Raw genomic sequence first — 15,864 nt, 5'->3', positions numbered from 1 at the left:
CGGTCGCAAAAAGGAACCCCAAGATACACAACTACCTCAATATTCTCCGCTGGACAGAGTGCGGCATAAACCGAGTGATTAATGCGGCAATGTAAGTCTGCGGCGTAACCAAATATCGAGGCTTGGGACGCACCGCTTCTGCCGCCCGGTAAATCTTTTCGGCGACATCCAACGCACTGGCTGTAAAGGGCTTGATTCTGGCCCCTGGCGCCAGTGCTGATTCCAGTGCTTCATACCTTTCCTGGTGCACAGCGCTTGCCCGGTCAATCACGGGCTGTAAAGCGGCCAGCGCATGCTCCCTGAACCGGGTAGCCACGGGCCCGGGAAGCACAAGCGAAACACTTTCCAGGCTTTTGCTGTCCTGCTCATCAAACCAGAAGCTGTCGTGAGCCGCGTTCATCGCGGATTTGGCGGCACAGTAGGCGCCTTTCATTTTCTGGGGTGCGATGGATAAGACAGAGCTCACCGCGATGACCCGTAACGGTACTTCATGTTGCTCGCAGAGCCTCAGGCAGACGGCGGCCAGCTTGATGGGGCCGAATACGTGGGTGCTGAATTGCTTTAGCCACATGGATTCGGACAGATCGCGAAGCGCACCGAATTGGCCGTAACCGGAGTTGTTGACCAGAATAACCCGCTCGGCGCCCGCGATTTCGGTGTCCAGAGCGCCCGCAAGCCCTTCAATCTGTTCGAAGGATTCAAGATCCAGCGTTAGCTCCCGATCGGCTGACTCGACGCCGGTTGGCTGTCGGGAAAGCGCGATCACCCTGTAGCCGTTCCGGGCAAAGAGGGCGCAGGCCTCGCGGCCAATTCCGGCGCTGGCACCGGTTACCAGGGCGAGTTTCGTCATAATGGATGTCCTTTGGTTTGATGCCAGACCTCCCAAAAAGGGAGGGTGGCAGTGACGCCTATAGTACATTGTCGCCTGAATCTACCGGCGTTGTTGATCCAGTTTTTTTCACGCCAGAAGCAAGATGGTCTCAGTCAGAGCCTTGTCTTTGCGACGCACTTCCGCCTCCAGTTTATTAACAATTCAATTTAAGGGTTGAATAAAACGAGCGCTCGTTCTATTTTTGTTGGCGGAGGTCGCGATATGAATAATTCCAATCAAACGAATTCAGACAACGCAAATGGGTCTCTGCGGCTAAACGGCAAGACTGCTCTGGTAACGGGTGCTGCTGGCGGCTTGGGTCAGAGTTTTACTCGTTGTCTTGTTGAAGCTGGTGCCAGCGTCATTGTTAGTGGCCGTCGCCGAGAGGCACTTGAGTCCCTCAAGGCCGAATTTCCGGAACATGCTGATCGTATCCACGTAGTCACTATGGATGTCACCAACGAGTCCAGTGTCGCTGACGCCTTCAATACCATGGCTGATGAGATCGCCATTCCGGACGTCGTCGTTTCCAATGCCGGTGTGGCAACGAGCAAGAAGGCTCTGGACCTTAACGGTCAGGATTGGGACCGGGTTATCGACACAAATCTCAAGGGATGCTGGCTGGTTGGCAACGAAGCCGCCCGTCGTCTATCAGCAATTAATCGGGGCGGGAGCATCATTATGATTTCTTCCATCCTTGGTCATCGCGTGGCCGGTAACGTAGCGCCTTATGCCGCCGCCAAGGCTGGTGTCGAACAACTGACTCGTGCTCTTGCACTGGAGTGGGCCCGATATGGAATCCGCGTTAACGCACTGGCCCCGGGTTACATCGAAACCGATCTGAACCGCGATTTCTTTAACAGTGAACCCGGCCAGAAAATGATCCGCCGTATTCCTCAGCGTCGATTGGGGCAGGCTGATGACTTGAGTGGTCCGTTGTTGCTGCTGGCTTCCGGACTTTCCGACTATATGACCGGCAGCACCCTTGTGGTGGATGGCGGGCATCTTCAATCCTCGTTGTAAGGAGTGGGCTGTGGATTTCAATTTGGACCCCAGGAACGAGTCGTACCGAAAACGCATCCGTGAGTTTGTCGAACAGGAGCTGTTGCCGCTGGAGCAGAACCCGGAAGCCTACGATGAGCACGAGAACATTGCGACGGACTATCTTGAGCAGATGCGTGCAAAGGCAAAGCAGCAAGGCCTGTGGTGCTTGCAGATTCCCGAGCGCCTGGGCGGTCAGGGGCTCGATATCTCGGGTATGGCTGCCTGTTACGAGGAAATGAACCGTTCGATTTTCGGGCCGGTGGTGTTCAATTCCGCGGCACCGGACGATGGCAACATGACCGTGCTGGCGAAAGTCGGTACAGAGGCCCAACAGGAGCGCTGGCTCAAACCCATCGTTGAGGGCAGGGTGCGTTCGTCTTTCGTCATGACCGAGCCACCTCCCGGTTGTGGCTCGGACCCCGGCATGATGCAGACTACCGCGACGCGCAAGGGCGATCGTTGGGTGATTCATGGCCACAAGCACTTCATCACCGGAGCAGCAGAAGCCTCCCATTTCATTCTGATTGCGCGCACCTCCGAAGATACTCGCAAAGGCCTGAGTGCGTTCCTGTTTCATAAGGATGATCCGGGCTGGGAGATCATCCGGCGTATTCCAATCATGGGGCCGGAAGAGCACGGCGGCCACTGCGAGCTGCGCTTTGATGGTCTGGAAATCCCGGACGAAAATCGACTGATGGAGGTGGGAGACGGCCTCAAGGTGACCCAGATTCGCCTGGGCACGGCCCGTCTTACCCACTGCATGCGCTGGCTGGGCCTGGCGAGACGCTCCCTGGAGATTGCCACTGACTACGTGGATAACCGGGAATCCTTTGGGCAGCCCCTGGCGCAACGCGAAGGTGTGCAATGGCTGCTTGGTGAGGCAGCAATGGAGATTCAGATCGGCCGATTACTGACGATGCACGCTGCTTGGAAACTGGACCAGGGTGACTTTGCCCGAAAGGAGGTTTCCATGGCCAAAGTGTCGGTGGCCGATACCTTGCACAAGGCGGTAGACACGGCAATCCAGCTCTGCGGCGCCAGGGGGTACTCCAAGGATACCCCGCTGGAGTGGATCTATCGCTATGCCCGCCAGGCAAGGCTGGTAGATGGCGCATCGGAAGTGCACAAAATGGTGTTCTCGAGAACACTCCTGGCTGAGCGTACAGACTTCTGGCACTGGGGAGTCGAAGCCTGATGTCTGCACTTGAGGATACCTTTGCCACTTTTATAGTGCGGCAGACTGGAGCCTCCGACGCAACGGTCGTCTCTTTCGACAAGCTTTCCGGAGGGGCGATCCAGGATAACTTCGGGCTCACGCTGGATTTGGTAGGTGGTAACCGTCCCGGGCGGCACGAATTTGTGGTGCGACAGGACGCACCGTCCGGAGTGGCCGAGAGCTTGACCAGGCCGCAGGAATTTCGGGTGTTGCAGGCGGCCTTCGGTGCCGGGGTAACGGCGCCTGAACCTCTCTGGCTGTGCGAGGATACTGCGGTCACCGGGCAGGTGTTCTATGTCATGGCTCGGGCTGCCGGGAGTGCGTCGCCACGCAAGCTGGTCAAGTCGGAGTTTACTGACAAGCAGCGCCGCGCTCTTGTTCGAACGTTTGGCGCAGAGCTTGCGAGACTTCACAGCGTCAGGCCGCCGGACGATTCGCTGGACTTTCTGGCGATGCCCAACCCGGACAATCCGGCTCTTAGCCGGGTCGCCCTTTACCGCCGCTATCTGGAAGAGATTGGTGAGCCACACCCGGTGCTGGAGTGGGCACTGAACTGGCTCGAGGATAACGCGCCGGAACCAGGTCCCACCGTTCTATGCCACTGCGATTTCCGAACCGGCAATTACATGATAAGCCGCGACAGACTGACGGCGATCCTGGACTGGGAATTCGCCGCCTGGAGCGACCCTTGCGAGGATCTGGGGTGGCTCTGTAGTCGCAGTTGGCGTTTCGGTGCTGATGAACGGGAAGTGGGCGGAATTGGAGATAAACAGGATCTTCTGGACGGCTACCGGGAGGTAACCGGAGCCAGCATTAGTCCGGCAAGGGTCAACTACTGGGAGGTCATGGCGCTGGTGCGCTGGGCCGCCATTGCCTTGCAACAGGCGCGTCGTCACATGTCGGGTGAGCAGCGCTCGCTCGAGCTGGCGTTAACCGGCCGCATGGTCGCTCAGATGGAATATGACCTGCTGAACCAGATTCAGGAACTGGAGGATGGCAATGATCAATCGACCTGAGACCCGCGACCTGCTGGCCGAGGCTCGCCAGGTGTTGCTCGATTCGCTGGTCCCCGAACTTGAGGGAGAGCGCAAATACGAGGCATTGATGATCGCCAATGCCATGGGCATGGCCATCCGGGAACAGGAACAGCGAGAGGCGGGAGAGCCCGAATCAACCGACGTCATGCTCTCCCGTTTTCTGGCCGGGCACGCGCTGCCGGAGGAATCGGGGCAGGGTGAACAGACCCTGGCCAGGGCGCTTCGTGAACGCGTTGTCGACGGCAGCGACCGTGAGTTGCGGGCGGTCCTCCGCGCAATGGCGGAGACTCGACTAAAAGTAAACAATCCGGGCTACCTGAAATAACCCGAACAATCCCGGATGGTGTGATTTGGGTGTGACCTGGGTGTGACCTGGGTGTGACATAGGTGCGACATGAACAAGTACAAGAACCTGAACAAGACCACCGCAAACTATTCGCCACTTACCCCGCTCACGCTGCTGCAGCGGTCCGCTCGGGTGTACCCGGACAAGCTGGCGGTGATTGATGATGACATGAACCTGTCCTACCGGGAGCTTTACGCCCGCTGCCGCCAGATGGCCAGTGCCCTGAGTCGACGCGGTATCGAGACAGGCGACACGGTAGCAATCCTGTGTCCGAACTCCCACGAAATGCTTGAGGCCCATTACTCCGTGCCTATGTCGGGTGCGGTACTGAACGCCATCAACATCCGCCTCGATGCTGGAGCCCTGTCTTTTATCCTGGCCCATGGTGAGGCACGGGTTCTGTTCTACGACACCCAGTGGGAAGAGCAGATCCGGGCCGCCGTAGCCGAGCTTGAGGTTAATCCCTTGTTGGTTGGCATCGATAGCAAGGCAGGGAAGAGCCAGGGTCTGGCGGATGTTGATTACGAAACCTTGCTGCAGGAAGGCGATGCGGAAGCTGGCTGGCAGCATGCCGCAGACGAGTGGGATGCCATTTCCCTGAATTACACCTCTGGAACCACCGGCAATCCCAAAGGCGTGGTTTACCACCATCGCGGCGCCTACCTGGCGGCCATGACCAACGCCATGGCTTTCGACATGACGGCCGAGACCGTCTACCTGTGGACCCTGCCAATGTTCCACTGCAATGGCTGGGCTTATACCTGGGCAATCACCGCCGTTGGCGGCACTCATGTGTGTCTTCGGGAGGTGGACAGTCAGGAGATCTACCGCCGAATCGAAGACTACGGTGTCACCCACATGTGCGGAGCGCCGGTGGTGATGAACCTGCTGATACAGGACCTGGGGCGCGCGAGCCTGACACTTTCCCGGCCGGCCCAATTTGCCCTGGGCGGCGCAGCGCCTCCCAGTAGTGTGATTCGCAAGGCAGAAGAAATCGGCTTCCAGATCACCCACCTGTATGGCCTGACCGAAACGTTTGGCCCCTCGACGCTCTGTGTGCCCCAGCCGGAATGGCAGCAATTGCCGCTGGAAGAACGGGCGTTAAAAATGTCCCGCCAGGGTGTTTCCACGCACGGGCTGGATGAAGTTGCGGTGCTGGATATGGTCAGCGGGGAGGCGGTGCCTGCAGACGGAAAAGCCATGGGCGAGATCTGTATTCGTGGCAACACGGTGATGAAGGGCTACCTGAAAAATGAGGAAGCCACCGAAAAGGCCTTCAGCGACGGCTGGTTCCACACCGGTGACCTGGCCGTCATGCATCCGGATCATTATGTCGAAATCCGGGACCGGGCCAAGGATGTGATTATCTCCGGCGGCGAAAACATCTCCAGCCTGGAAGTGGAGGAAGTGCTATACCGGCACCCGAAAGTGTCTGAGGCGGCAGTGGTGGCCATGGCCGACGAAAAATGGGGCGAGGTTCCATGCGCCTTTATTAATCCGATCGATGATGGTGAGGAACTCACGCCCGAGGAAATTATAGCCTTTTGTCGGGAGCAAATGGCGCACTTCAAGGCGCCGCGGAAGGTGGTGTTGGGTGAGTTGCCCAAGACTGCCACGGGCAAGATCCGCAAAAACATTCTAAGGGACACGTTGTCCTGATGACTACGCTGGCCATGGTCAGCAGGAGGTTGCGATAACGCGAACGACGAACTTATGACAATGAAATCGTGGCTTGATTTAACAGGCCAGAAAGTTCCAGTGACAAAAAAGACAAGAACACAGGAGCATTACCATGAAAACATCAAGCATCAAGAAACTGCTGGTTGCGATGACCGCAACCGCTACGTTGGGTACCGCCGGTACCAGTTATGCTGAGGAGCCCATCCGGCTCGGGGGCCTCTACATCCTCTCTGGCAGTGCTGCCACCTATGGTGAGTTTGCCCAGAAGGGCATCAACCTGGCAGTGGATGAAATCAACAGCTCCGGCGGCATTCTGGGTCGTCAGGTCGAAATGGTCTATGAGGACACCCAGGGGAAGGCTTCAGTAGCCATCCAGGCCGCTCGCAAACTGGTCTACTCGGAGGGTGTGGACGCCCTTGTGGGCCTGGACAGCTCTGGTGTGGCCCAGGGTATGGTTCCAACCATGCCGGAGTTACAGAAACCCCTGATCATTACCCACGCTGCCACGCCCGATGTCACCGGCAAGTTGTGTAATTCGTTCACCTACCGTATCAGTGTCAACGTGGCCCAGAATATGAAAGCCGCCGCGCTGGTGGCTGCGGAAACCGATGCCACCAACTGGACCACCATCGGTCCGGACTATGCCTTCGGCCATCAGTCCTGGGAATTCTTCGGAAACTACCTCAAAGAGATCAATCCGGACGTCAACCTGATGTCGGAGACCAACTTCCCGCGCTTCGGCGCCGAGGACTTCACCCCGTTCATTGACAGGGTCATGGACTCTGACGCCGAGGGCGTTCTGATCTCTGTCTGGGGCGGTGACCTGGTCAACTTTGTCCGCCAGGCAAACACCCGTGGGTTCTTCGAAGAGGACCTGGAGGTGATGTTTACCGTTGGCGCCGCGACCGAAGTACTGACCGCACTGGGCGAGGAAATGCCCGAGGGAGTGCATCTGTCTACTCGGTACTGGTACGAGGCCTACGACAACGACATTAACGACCGCTTCGTGAAAGCCTACCTTGACGCCTATGGCAACCCTCCCAGCTATAACGCTGAGGGTGCGTACGCTGCCATCTACGCCTATAAGCAGGCGATGGAAGCGGCCGGCAGCACCGAGGGGCCGGCTGTGGCCAAGGCGCTCAGTGGCATGAGCATGGACGCCCCGAACGGTACGGTGACGTTCCGCAAAGGCGATAACCAGGCCATGGTCAGCCCGAACTGGGGTGTTTCCGGCTCCATGCATCCAGAGCATGGCATTCGCACGCTGAACAACCTGCAGATTTTTGACGGCGAAAAAGTAGCCCGCACCGTAGAAGAGACCGGTTGCAAGCTTTGATCTGACGATTGTTCTTTTGCTTGCCGTGGCGCCCTCAGGGGCGCCACGAATCCGGCCCTAACGTAATGAGGTAATACATGTCTGGCATCGGAGCGGCGTTGCTGAATAGTCTCGATATAGGGTTGCTGCTGTTCATTATCGCAGTGGGCCTCAATATCGTGTTCGGTGTGCTGAACATCATCAACTTTGCCCACGGGGCACTTTACATGCTGGGGGCCTATCTGGCCTTCACACTGATCAATATCGCGGGCATGCCTTTCTGGGCAGCCCTGATCCTGGCGCCCATTGGCGTCGCTATCCTGGCCGTCATCATCGACCGGTTGCTGTTGCGCTTTATCTATTCCCGTGACGTAGCAGACAGCCTGCTTCTGACATTCGCTATCCTGCTGATCATTAACGAGAGTGTGAGGATGATCTGGGGGAGTGGCATCCATGTGGTCCAGCCGCCGGATCTGCTGTCAGGTTCGGTGCGGCTGTTAGGCAGTTCCGTTGCCACCTACAGCCTGTTCGTGATCGTCATCGGCCTACTATTGCTAGCTGGTCTCTGGTACCTGTTCAACCGCACTCGTGTCGGCCGCATCATGCGAGCCGCGGCACTGGATCGCGATATGGCCGAAGCGCTGTGCATCAACACCCGGCTGGTGGTGACCGGCGTGTTTGCCTTTGGCGCCTGGCTGGCCGCCGTCGGTGGCGTCATGGCGGCACCCATGCGTGCGCTGGATCCAGGCATGGGGGACAAGATCATTATCGAGTCGTTCATTGTGGTGGTGATCGGAGGGCTGGGCAGCTTTCCGGGCGCCTTGCTTGGAGCCATCATCCTGGGCCTGATTCATGGCTTCGGTGGCCGCTACCTGCCGGAAGTGAACCTGCTGTTGCCGTTCGTCGGCATGGCGCTGGTTCTGTTGTTCAAACCACACGGCATTATGGGCAAAGGGGCAAATGCATGAAAACCAAGGTTCTGATGGCCATTCTGGCTGTGGTGATTGCCGGGCTGATTGCGGTGCCCTGGATTGCTTCCTATTTCTATGTGTTTATTTTTACCGAAATCCTGATCCTGGGTCTGTTCGCGGCCAGCTTCAACCTGATTTTCGGTTATACCGGCATGCTGAGCTTCGGGCATGCGGCGTTCTTCGGTATTGGCGCTTACGCCACGGCCCTGGTGCTGATTCACCTGGAGTGGCCGTTCCTGGTCTGTCTGATGGTTTCCATGGGGGCGTCCGCACTACTGGCTTTGATGATCGGCTTCCTGAGCGTCCGCCTCAATGAGGTGTACTTTGCCATGCTGACCCTGGCTTTTGGCATGATGGTCTTTGCCATCGCCTACCAGTGGCGCTCGGTGACCAACGGCAGTGACGGCCTCGCCGGGTTTACCCTGGGCTCCTTCGGGCTGGGGCTTGACCTCACTCTGGCGAATCCCTCGGTCTATTACCATGTGGTGCTGGGTATTGTGGCCATCGCCGCGATAGTGCTTTACCTGATCTGCCGCAGTTCGTTTGGCATGATCCTCAAGGCAATCCGTCAGAATCCCGAGCGGGTATCCTTCGCCGGGCTGAACGTGCGGACGTATCGGCTTGTGGCTTTCGTCATCGCCGGAACCTTTGCGGGCCTGGCCGGTGGTCTGATCGCTCCATTCCTGCGTGTGGCGAGCCCCGAGCTTCTGCACTGGTCCATGTCCGCCGAACCGATATTGATGGCCATCCTGGGGGGTACCGGGTTTTTCCTGGGACCGTTCATCGGCTCTGCGGCGTTCGTATTGCTGGAAACCTGGATCACCACTTACACGGAATCCTGGATGCTGGTTCTGGGTATCATCCTGGCGCTGATGGTGATCTTCTTCCGCAAGGGACTGTTGGGCACTGCCATTGACTGGTGGATGGAGGTGAAAAAATGACTAACCCGGTCCTTACCATTGCTAACCTGACCAAGCGTTTTGGCGGCGTCACGGCGGTCTCTGATATCAACCTGGACGTCATGCCCAAGGAAACCATCGCGATTATCGGCCCCAACGGTGCCGGCAAGACCACCTTCTACAACATGGTGTCCGGCCGGATGCAGCCAACGGAAGGCACGATCATGCTGGACGGCAAGGATATCACCGGCCTGCCTCCCCACAAGATCAGCCGGCTGGGCGTATCGCGATCGTTCCAGATCAATAATATCTTCCCGGAGATGACGGTGCAGGAGAACGTGGAAGTGGTGCTATCGGCCTACCATGGCCACAGCCGCAAGCTATTCAATATCGCGTCCCGCAATACCGAAATCCAGAACGAGGCGGTTGAGTTTCTGAAGCGTCTGGGCATCGACAGCCTGAAAGCACAGCGTGCAGAAGTGATCAGCTACGGCGACAAGCGATTACTGGAGATCGCCATGGTGCTGGCAACGCAACCTAAGCTGGTGCTTCTGGACGAGCCAACTGCCGGGATGACTCCGGATGAAACCCGGCGCACCACCCAACTGATCAAACAACTTGCCGGTAGCGGTGACTACACCTTCATGATCACCGAGCACGATATGGATGTGGTCTTCAATCTGGCGGACCGGATTCTGGTCATGCACCGTGGCGAGAAGCTTTTTGCCGGCACACCCGAGGAAGTCAAGAACCACCCGGAGGTGCGTGTTGCCTACCTGGGCGAAGAAGACGACGAAGCGGTCGAGGAGGCCAACCCATGATTCTTGATGTTCGCAACATTCAAACGTTCTACGGCGAGAGTCAGGCGCTCCAGGGTGTTACCCTTCAGCTCGAAGCCGGTGAGACGGTTTGCATCCTCGGCCGGAACGGGGCGGGAAAGAGCACCACCCTGAAAAGCATCATGGGGCTGACGCCTCCGAGATCTGGCGAGGTCGTTCTATGAAGGCAAGCCAGTCCAGGGCTGGCCGGCACACCGCATCGCCCGCGCTGGCATCGGGTACGTACCGGAAGACCGCCGGATATTTCCTGGTCTGACGGTGCGGGATAACCTGGATGTGGCCTCCTATCAACGCAAGGGCAGTGCCGCGCGTTGGACGGTGGATGGCATCCTCAAGAAATACGAGATGCTGGGCGAACGGGCGGACCAGGACGGCGCGACCCTGTCCGGTGGTCAGCAACAGATGCTGGCGGTGGCAAGGTCCCTGATGATTCAGCCACGACTGTTGTTACTGGATGAGCCCAACGAGGGACTGGCCCCGGTTATCGTGCAGCAGATCGGTGAGCTGATTGACGATCTCAGCCAGACCACCACCATCCTGTTTACCGACCAAAGCGTGCGATTCGCACTAAAGCATGCTCAAAGAGCCTACATTCTGGAAAAGGGCCAGGTTGTGCACGAGGCGAGCAGTCAGGACCTGAAGGCGGACCAGGCTACCCAGGACCGATTCTTGTCCGTGGCATAGCGTGGCTTATAATCCCCGCCGCAGAGGCAAACGGACGTGGCAGTTATGATCGAAAATTACGAAGCATTCCGCGGTGAACTCCGCATGTCCAAGGAGGATGTGATCCGCGATGTGTACCGCCAGAACAAGGAACGCATCAGTATTAAAAAGGAGGCGACAGCGGTCAAGAATCTGACCCGAATCATCGACTCGACCCTGCGGCTGGCCAACTCCAAGGGGTTTCATGCGATGACGCTGAGGGACCTGTGCGGAGATTCCGGCATGAGCATGGGTGGGCTCTATGCGTATATCCGCAACAAGGATGACCTGATCCACCTGATCCAGAGCCACGGATTCATTATCACGCGTCGGACTCTGATCCATTACACGGAAGACGTAGAGGATGTCCGGGACAGAATGTTCTCTGCAATTAAGGCACACCTGTATCTGAGCGAGCTGATGCGGGCCTGGTTCTACTTTTCCTACATGGAAGCGAAGAGCCTGCCGGCCGAGGAAAAACGCGACGCTGTCGCCATTGAGCTGGAGATCGAGGAGATCTTTCTGCGGCTTATTGAGGATGGCATAGAGGCCAAGGTTTACCGCTCGAGAAATGCCCGCCTTGTCGCCTCCATGATCAAAGCCTTATTGCAGGACTGGTACCTGAAACGCCGGAAATACCGTGACCAGAGTGTTGCGGTTGACGACTATGCCGCGTTTGTCAGGGATGTGATTGAAAGCTATCTGCTCGGAGAGCGTTGACTCTCCTTCTGTGAGGAATGTGATGACTATCAGACTGACAAACCCGGCACTATTGCGCGAAAGCGCCCATATCAACGGCGAATGGGTCCAGGCCCGTTCGGGTAATCGGCTCGCGATAACCAATCCAGCCAATGGAGAGCATCTCGCTTATGTGCCGGATATGGACGCCGAAGATACCCGGCAGGCCATTCGGGCGGCCGAGGCAGCGTGGCCGGAATGGCGTGCCCGTCCGGCCAAGGAGCGAGCGGGTGTTCTGCGTCGGTGGTTCGATCTGGTGATGCAACATCAGGAGGACCTGGCCTGTTTGATGACGGCAGAGCAGGGCAAGCCGTTGGCCGAGGCTCGCGGTGAGGTTGCGTACGGCGCCAGTTTCATCGAGTGGTTTGCCGAGGAAGCCAAGCGGGCCTATGGTGACGTCATTCCTGGCCACGGCCGTGACAAGAGGATTGTGGTTATCAAACAGCCGATTGGGGTAGTGGCGGCAATCACGCCCTGGAATTTCCCGGTGGCCATGATCACCCGTAAGGTTGCCCCGGCACTGGCTGCCGGTTGCCCAGTGGTGGTCAAACCTGCTGAAGACACGCCGTTGTGCGCGCTCGCGCTTGCGGTGTTGGCCGAGGACGCCGGAGTTCCACCGGGGATCCTCAACATCGTTACCTGCTCGAAAGACCGGGCGCCGCAGGTGGGTGAGGAACTGACCACCAGCCCGGTGGTTCGCAAGGTGTCGTTTACGGGGTCCACGCCCGTGGGCAAACTCCTCATGAGCCAGGCCAGTGGCACGGTCAAGAAAGTGAGCCTGGAATTGGGCGGCAATGCACCGTTTATCGTGTTTGACGACGCCGATCTCGATGCTGCGGTAACGGGATTAATGGCCTCCAAGTACCGAAATACCGGGCAAACGTGTGTATGCGCCAACCGCATTTATGTGCAATCTGGCGTGTATGACGAGTTTGTTGAGAAGCTTAAGGCTGCGGTTGGCAAGTTGGTCGTCGGGGCAGGCCTGGAAGGCGAGACCCATCAGGGTCCGCTGATCAACCAGGCTGCGCTCGATAAAGTCAGGCGGCACATCGCCGATGCGACAGAACGGGGCGCAAAAGTGGTGATGGGAGGCCAGGCGCACGCTCTTGGTGGCACCTTCTTCGAGCCCACCATTCTCACGGACGTCACCCAGGACATGCTGGTGGCCAGCGAGGAGACCTTTGGCCCGGTGGCACCGCTGTTCCGGTTTGAGACCGAGGAACAGGCCATCACCATGGCCAACGATTCGGAATTTGGTCTGGCAGCATACTTCTACAGTAATGACATCCGGCGCATCTGGCACGTGGCCGAGGCCCTGGAAACCGGCATGATTGGCATCAACGATGGCATCATTTCAACCGAGGCCGCTCCCTTCGGCGGGGTCAAGGAAAGCGGCTTGGGTCGTGAAGGGTCACGGCATGGCCTGGACGAGTTCATGGAACTCAAATACCTCTGCCTCGGTGGAATGCGCTGAGTCCCTTTTTCAAGGAGAATTGAATGTCTGGCTCCCTATCTCATTTGCGTGTCCTGGATCTTTCCAGAGTGTTGGCTGGTCCCTGGGCAGGGCAGATCCTTGGGGATCTCGGCGCAGAGGTTATCAAAATTGAACGCCCAAAATCCGGGGACGACACGCGCTCCTGGGGGCCACCTTATCTGCAGGGGGCTGATGGTAATGCAGATCTCTCTGCCTACTTCCTGACCGCCAATCGAAATAAGCAGTCCCTTGCGGTCGATATCGCCCATCCCGAAGGGCAGGAACTGATCCGAAAACTGGTCGCAGAGTCGGATGTCATCCTTGAAAACTTCAAGGTCGGGGGCCTCAAACGTTATGGCCTGGATTATGACAGCCTGAAGCAAATCAACCCCAAACTCATCTACTGCTCGATCACCGGATTTGGCCAGGATGGCCCTTACGCGAACCGGCCCGGATATGATTTCCTGATCCAGGCCATGGGCGGGCTTATGAGCATCACCGGGCAACCTGACGGCGAGCCCGGCGCCGGGCCAATGAAGGTCGGTGTAGCACTGACAGACATCATGACCGGGCTGTATGCCACCATTGGTGTGCTCGCTGCGCTCAGTCACCGTGACCGTACGGGAGAGGGGCAGTATGTCGAGGCGGCGCTGTTGGATGTGCAGGTAGCCTGTCTGGCGAATCAGGCCATGAATTACCTGACCACGGGCCAGGCGCCGGGGAGGATGGGGAACGCCCATCCGAATATCGTGCCTTACCAGGATTTTCCTACCGCAGATGGCAACATGGTGCTAACCGTCGGTAACGATGAGCAGTTCACCCGGTTGTGCGATGTTCTTGAGCATCCGGAGTGGGCGAGCGATGAGCGTTTTGCGACAAATCGGGCTCGCGTAGCGAATCGAAAGGAATTGATTCCCAGGCTGCGGCAGGCCACGGTGATGCGGTCAACACAGGAATGGGTGCAAATTCTGGAGCGTTCAGGGGTGCCCTGCGGGCCGGTTAACACCCTGGATCAGGTATTTGAAGACCCACAGGTTCTTGCGCGGGGAATGAAACAGTCTGTTCAGCATCCATCGCTGGGCGATGTCCCGACGGTTGGCAATCCGATCAGGCTGAAGCTGACACCGGTAAGTTACAGGACGGCGCCTCCGCTGTTGGGGGAGCAATCGAAACAGGTCCTTGAGAAGATTGTTGGCCTCTCTTCTGGCGAAATAGAGAGCCTAAGGGAGCGCGGCATAGTCTCGTGATCTGGTGTTGCGTTAGCTTTCCTCAGCCAACGCAACCAGATCCATACGGATATCCTCCACACTCAGCTCCGGCCGGATCAACAGACGGGCCTTTCCTTCGCGGTCGAACACATACACGGCGCCGCTGTGTGAGACGTTGTAGTTACCTTCCGCATCTGGCTCGTCGTAACCAAAGGTCGTGCGGTAACGCTTACTGAGTTCCCTGAGCGCTGGTTCCTCGCCGGTCAGGCCGATGGCCCGGTCGCTGAAAAAGCTCACGTAGCTGTCGATGCGTTCTGGGGTGTCCCGTTGCGGGTCCACGCTGACAAAGACAATCTGCGTGTCTGCTCGCATTTTCGCGGGCAAATCCTTCACCGCCCTGGACAGTTTCTGGAGTGTGGCGGGGCAGATATCAGGGCAGGAGGTGAAGCCGAAGAACAGCAGCCGGATATTGCCGTCGGTTTGCTCGGCCGTCACCGTGTCGCCGGAGGTGCCAGTCAGCTCGAAGGCAAGTTCCGGCATCAGGCCGCTGATGTCTTTGCCATTCCAGTTTTCATCGTCGCCAAAGCACCCACCGAGCACCACTAGAGACGCCAAAAGTACCATGGCAGAGATCGCTTTATGACTGCAGGGTAGGAACCGGTTTTTCATGAATGGCTGGCCTTCAGCTTTTCGTTATAGGGCGACACCTTGCCATCTTCACGCATGGCACGTCGAAGGATAATCAGTATGCCGAGGATGCTCATCATGGCCGGGGGAATCCAGGTCAGCAATCCGCCCAGCAACTGGTCCGTTTCTGGCGGCATTGGCCAGGCGCGACCGCAGACTTCGTACACGTCGTACACCATACCCCGTGAGAACACGATGGTGGCGCCCAGAACCATCTGGGGGATGGCAACCAGGGCTAGAAGAAGGATGCGTTTGCCGTAGCCCAGAGCGTCGCTGATGACGGGTGAACGTGGATCAAAGATCAACCACCAGAACAGCATACCGTCCAGTAGCATGCTCCAGTTCATCACCCAATACAGATCCCGGCTGAGCATGGCGTCGAAGTGGATTGGCGGCCAGAGCCAGAAGTAGATCAGACCTACAAACAGGAATGAGGCAATCGCCGGGTGCTGGAGAAAACGGTAAATCCACCCCAGCGGTATTAGCGCCCGCCGTACGCCGGGATTGATCAGGCTGTAGAGGAAACGCATCACCGGGAGGGGGTTGGACAGGGCAATCAGGATCGGCCCCAGGTGGTGCAGTATCAGATGCTGGCCCCGGTGAACGAAGAACATGTACTGGGAGTAGTAATCGAAACGGGTTTGCATCACGCCGTAACAAAGCATGACGCCCACCACAAATACCAGCACCCGGCCACTTCCGGGGCGATCGTCAGCAGGCATCCTGACCAGGCCGAACCCGTAGAACGCCAGAACGAGCACGAAACTCAATATGGTGAGCGGCGAGAAGTCATAGGGTACAAGGTAGTCTAAGGCCGACATCGGGCTTGCCTTTGTG

General features: G+C 57.9%; 17 protein-coding genes. 14 read left to right on the top strand and 3 right to left on the bottom strand.

Translation table 11 applies throughout. From position 1 onward, the window contains the following. Positions 1 to 31: 31 nt before the first annotated feature. Positions 32 to 850 carry an SDR family NAD(P)-dependent oxidoreductase gene (locus R1T46_RS14955; RefSeq protein ID WP_317305970.1) on the bottom strand — a complete coding sequence of 273 codons (819 nt, stop codon included), beginning with the start codon at positions 848 to 850 and terminating at the stop codon, positions 32 to 34. A gap of 243 nt (positions 851 to 1,093) precedes the next feature. On the opposite strand from R1T46_RS14955, the gene R1T46_RS14950 reads away from it, so the two are divergent. The 14 genes from R1T46_RS14950 to R1T46_RS14885 all read left to right on the top strand — a co-directional run bounded on the left by R1T46_RS14950 (position 1,094) and on the right by R1T46_RS14885 (position 14,379). Then, positions 1,094 to 1,894, top strand: coding sequence for an SDR family NAD(P)-dependent oxidoreductase (locus tag R1T46_RS14950; RefSeq protein WP_317305969.1), 801 nt, complete (start codon positions 1,094 to 1,096; stop codon positions 1,892 to 1,894). A 10-nt stretch (positions 1,895 to 1,904) separates the two neighbouring features. Further along, positions 1,905 to 3,110, top strand: coding sequence for an acyl-CoA dehydrogenase family protein (locus R1T46_RS14945; protein ID WP_317305968.1), 1,206 nt, complete (start codon positions 1,905 to 1,907; stop codon positions 3,108 to 3,110). Next, the gene (locus R1T46_RS14940; RefSeq protein WP_317305967.1) at positions 3,110 to 4,147 is read left to right on the top strand and encodes a phosphotransferase family protein; all 1,038 of its coding nucleotides are present in this window, start codon (positions 3,110 to 3,112) and stop codon (positions 4,145 to 4,147) included. Before R1T46_RS14945 ends, R1T46_RS14940 begins: the two co-directional genes overlap by 1 nt. Beyond that, positions 4,131 to 4,493, top strand: coding sequence for a DUF6285 domain-containing protein (locus R1T46_RS14935; protein WP_317305966.1), 363 nt, complete (start codon positions 4,131 to 4,133; stop codon positions 4,491 to 4,493). Before R1T46_RS14940 ends, R1T46_RS14935 begins: the two co-directional genes overlap by 17 nt. A 69-nt stretch (positions 4,494 to 4,562) precedes the next feature. Then, positions 4,563 to 6,173, top strand: coding sequence for a long-chain-fatty-acid--CoA ligase (locus R1T46_RS14930; RefSeq protein ID WP_286810126.1), 1,611 nt, complete (start codon positions 4,563 to 4,565; stop codon positions 6,171 to 6,173). 133 nt (positions 6,174 to 6,306) lie between these two features. After that, on the top strand, positions 6,307 to 7,530 hold the full coding sequence (locus R1T46_RS14925) for an ABC transporter substrate-binding protein (RefSeq protein ID WP_286810125.1): 1,224 nt from the start codon (positions 6,307 to 6,309) through the stop codon (positions 7,528 to 7,530). A gap of 77 nt (positions 7,531 to 7,607) precedes the next feature. Then, a complete protein-coding gene (locus R1T46_RS14920) occupies positions 7,608 to 8,477 on the top strand; it encodes a branched-chain amino acid ABC transporter permease (protein WP_041334926.1) in 870 nt (289 codons plus the stop codon). After that, a complete protein-coding gene (locus R1T46_RS14915; RefSeq protein ID WP_127401180.1) occupies positions 8,474 to 9,421 on the top strand; it encodes a branched-chain amino acid ABC transporter permease in 948 nt (315 codons plus the stop codon). The genes R1T46_RS14920 and R1T46_RS14915 overlap by 4 nt, the downstream gene beginning before the upstream one ends. Beyond that, positions 9,418 to 10,200, top strand: coding sequence for an ABC transporter ATP-binding protein (locus tag R1T46_RS14910; RefSeq protein ID WP_317305965.1), 783 nt, complete (start codon positions 9,418 to 9,420; stop codon positions 10,198 to 10,200). Before R1T46_RS14915 ends, R1T46_RS14910 begins: the two co-directional genes overlap by 4 nt. After that, positions 10,197 to 10,382: an ATP-binding cassette domain-containing protein gene (locus R1T46_RS14905; RefSeq protein ID WP_317305964.1), complete on the top strand. Its 186-nt coding sequence runs from the start codon at positions 10,197 to 10,199 to the stop codon at positions 10,380 to 10,382. Before R1T46_RS14910 ends, R1T46_RS14905 begins: the two co-directional genes overlap by 4 nt. Next, a complete protein-coding gene (locus tag R1T46_RS14900; protein WP_317308319.1) occupies positions 10,363 to 10,902 on the top strand; it encodes an ABC transporter ATP-binding protein in 540 nt (179 codons plus the stop codon). The genes R1T46_RS14905 and R1T46_RS14900 overlap by 20 nt, the downstream gene beginning before the upstream one ends. Before the next feature lie 45 nt (positions 10,903 to 10,947). Then, positions 10,948 to 11,640 carry a TetR/AcrR family transcriptional regulator gene (locus R1T46_RS14895; protein ID WP_085680776.1) on the top strand — a complete coding sequence of 231 codons (693 nt, stop codon included), beginning with the start codon at positions 10,948 to 10,950 and terminating at the stop codon, positions 11,638 to 11,640. A gap of 28 nt (positions 11,641 to 11,668) precedes the next feature. Then, the gene (locus R1T46_RS14890; RefSeq protein WP_317308318.1) at positions 11,669 to 13,132 is read left to right on the top strand and encodes an NAD-dependent succinate-semialdehyde dehydrogenase; all 1,464 of its coding nucleotides are present in this window, start codon (positions 11,669 to 11,671) and stop codon (positions 13,130 to 13,132) included. 23 nt (positions 13,133 to 13,155) lie between these two features. Next, positions 13,156 to 14,379, top strand: coding sequence for a CaiB/BaiF CoA transferase family protein (locus R1T46_RS14885; RefSeq protein ID WP_286810123.1), 1,224 nt, complete (start codon positions 13,156 to 13,158; stop codon positions 14,377 to 14,379). Between the two features lie 12 nt (positions 14,380 to 14,391). Here the strand turns inward: R1T46_RS14885 and R1T46_RS14880 are convergent, their stop codons facing one another. Both R1T46_RS14880 and R1T46_RS14875 read right to left on the bottom strand, forming a co-directional pair. Then, positions 14,392 to 15,009, bottom strand: coding sequence for an SCO family protein (locus R1T46_RS14880; protein ID WP_075194808.1), 618 nt, complete (start codon positions 15,007 to 15,009; stop codon positions 14,392 to 14,394). Beyond that, entirely contained in the window at positions 15,006 to 15,848 is an 843-nt protein-coding gene (locus R1T46_RS14875; protein ID WP_075194809.1) for a cytochrome c oxidase assembly protein, read from the bottom strand. Before R1T46_RS14875 ends, R1T46_RS14880 begins: the two co-directional genes overlap by 4 nt. Positions 15,849 to 15,864: the final 16 nt, after the last annotated feature.

It is taken from the genome of Marinobacter salarius (genome assembly GCF_032922745.1).
Taxonomy (GTDB): domain Bacteria; phylum Pseudomonadota; class Gammaproteobacteria; order Pseudomonadales; family Oleiphilaceae; genus Marinobacter.
Note: the sequence above shows the minus strand (reverse complement) of the source record. Positions and strands in the feature narration are given on the sequence as shown.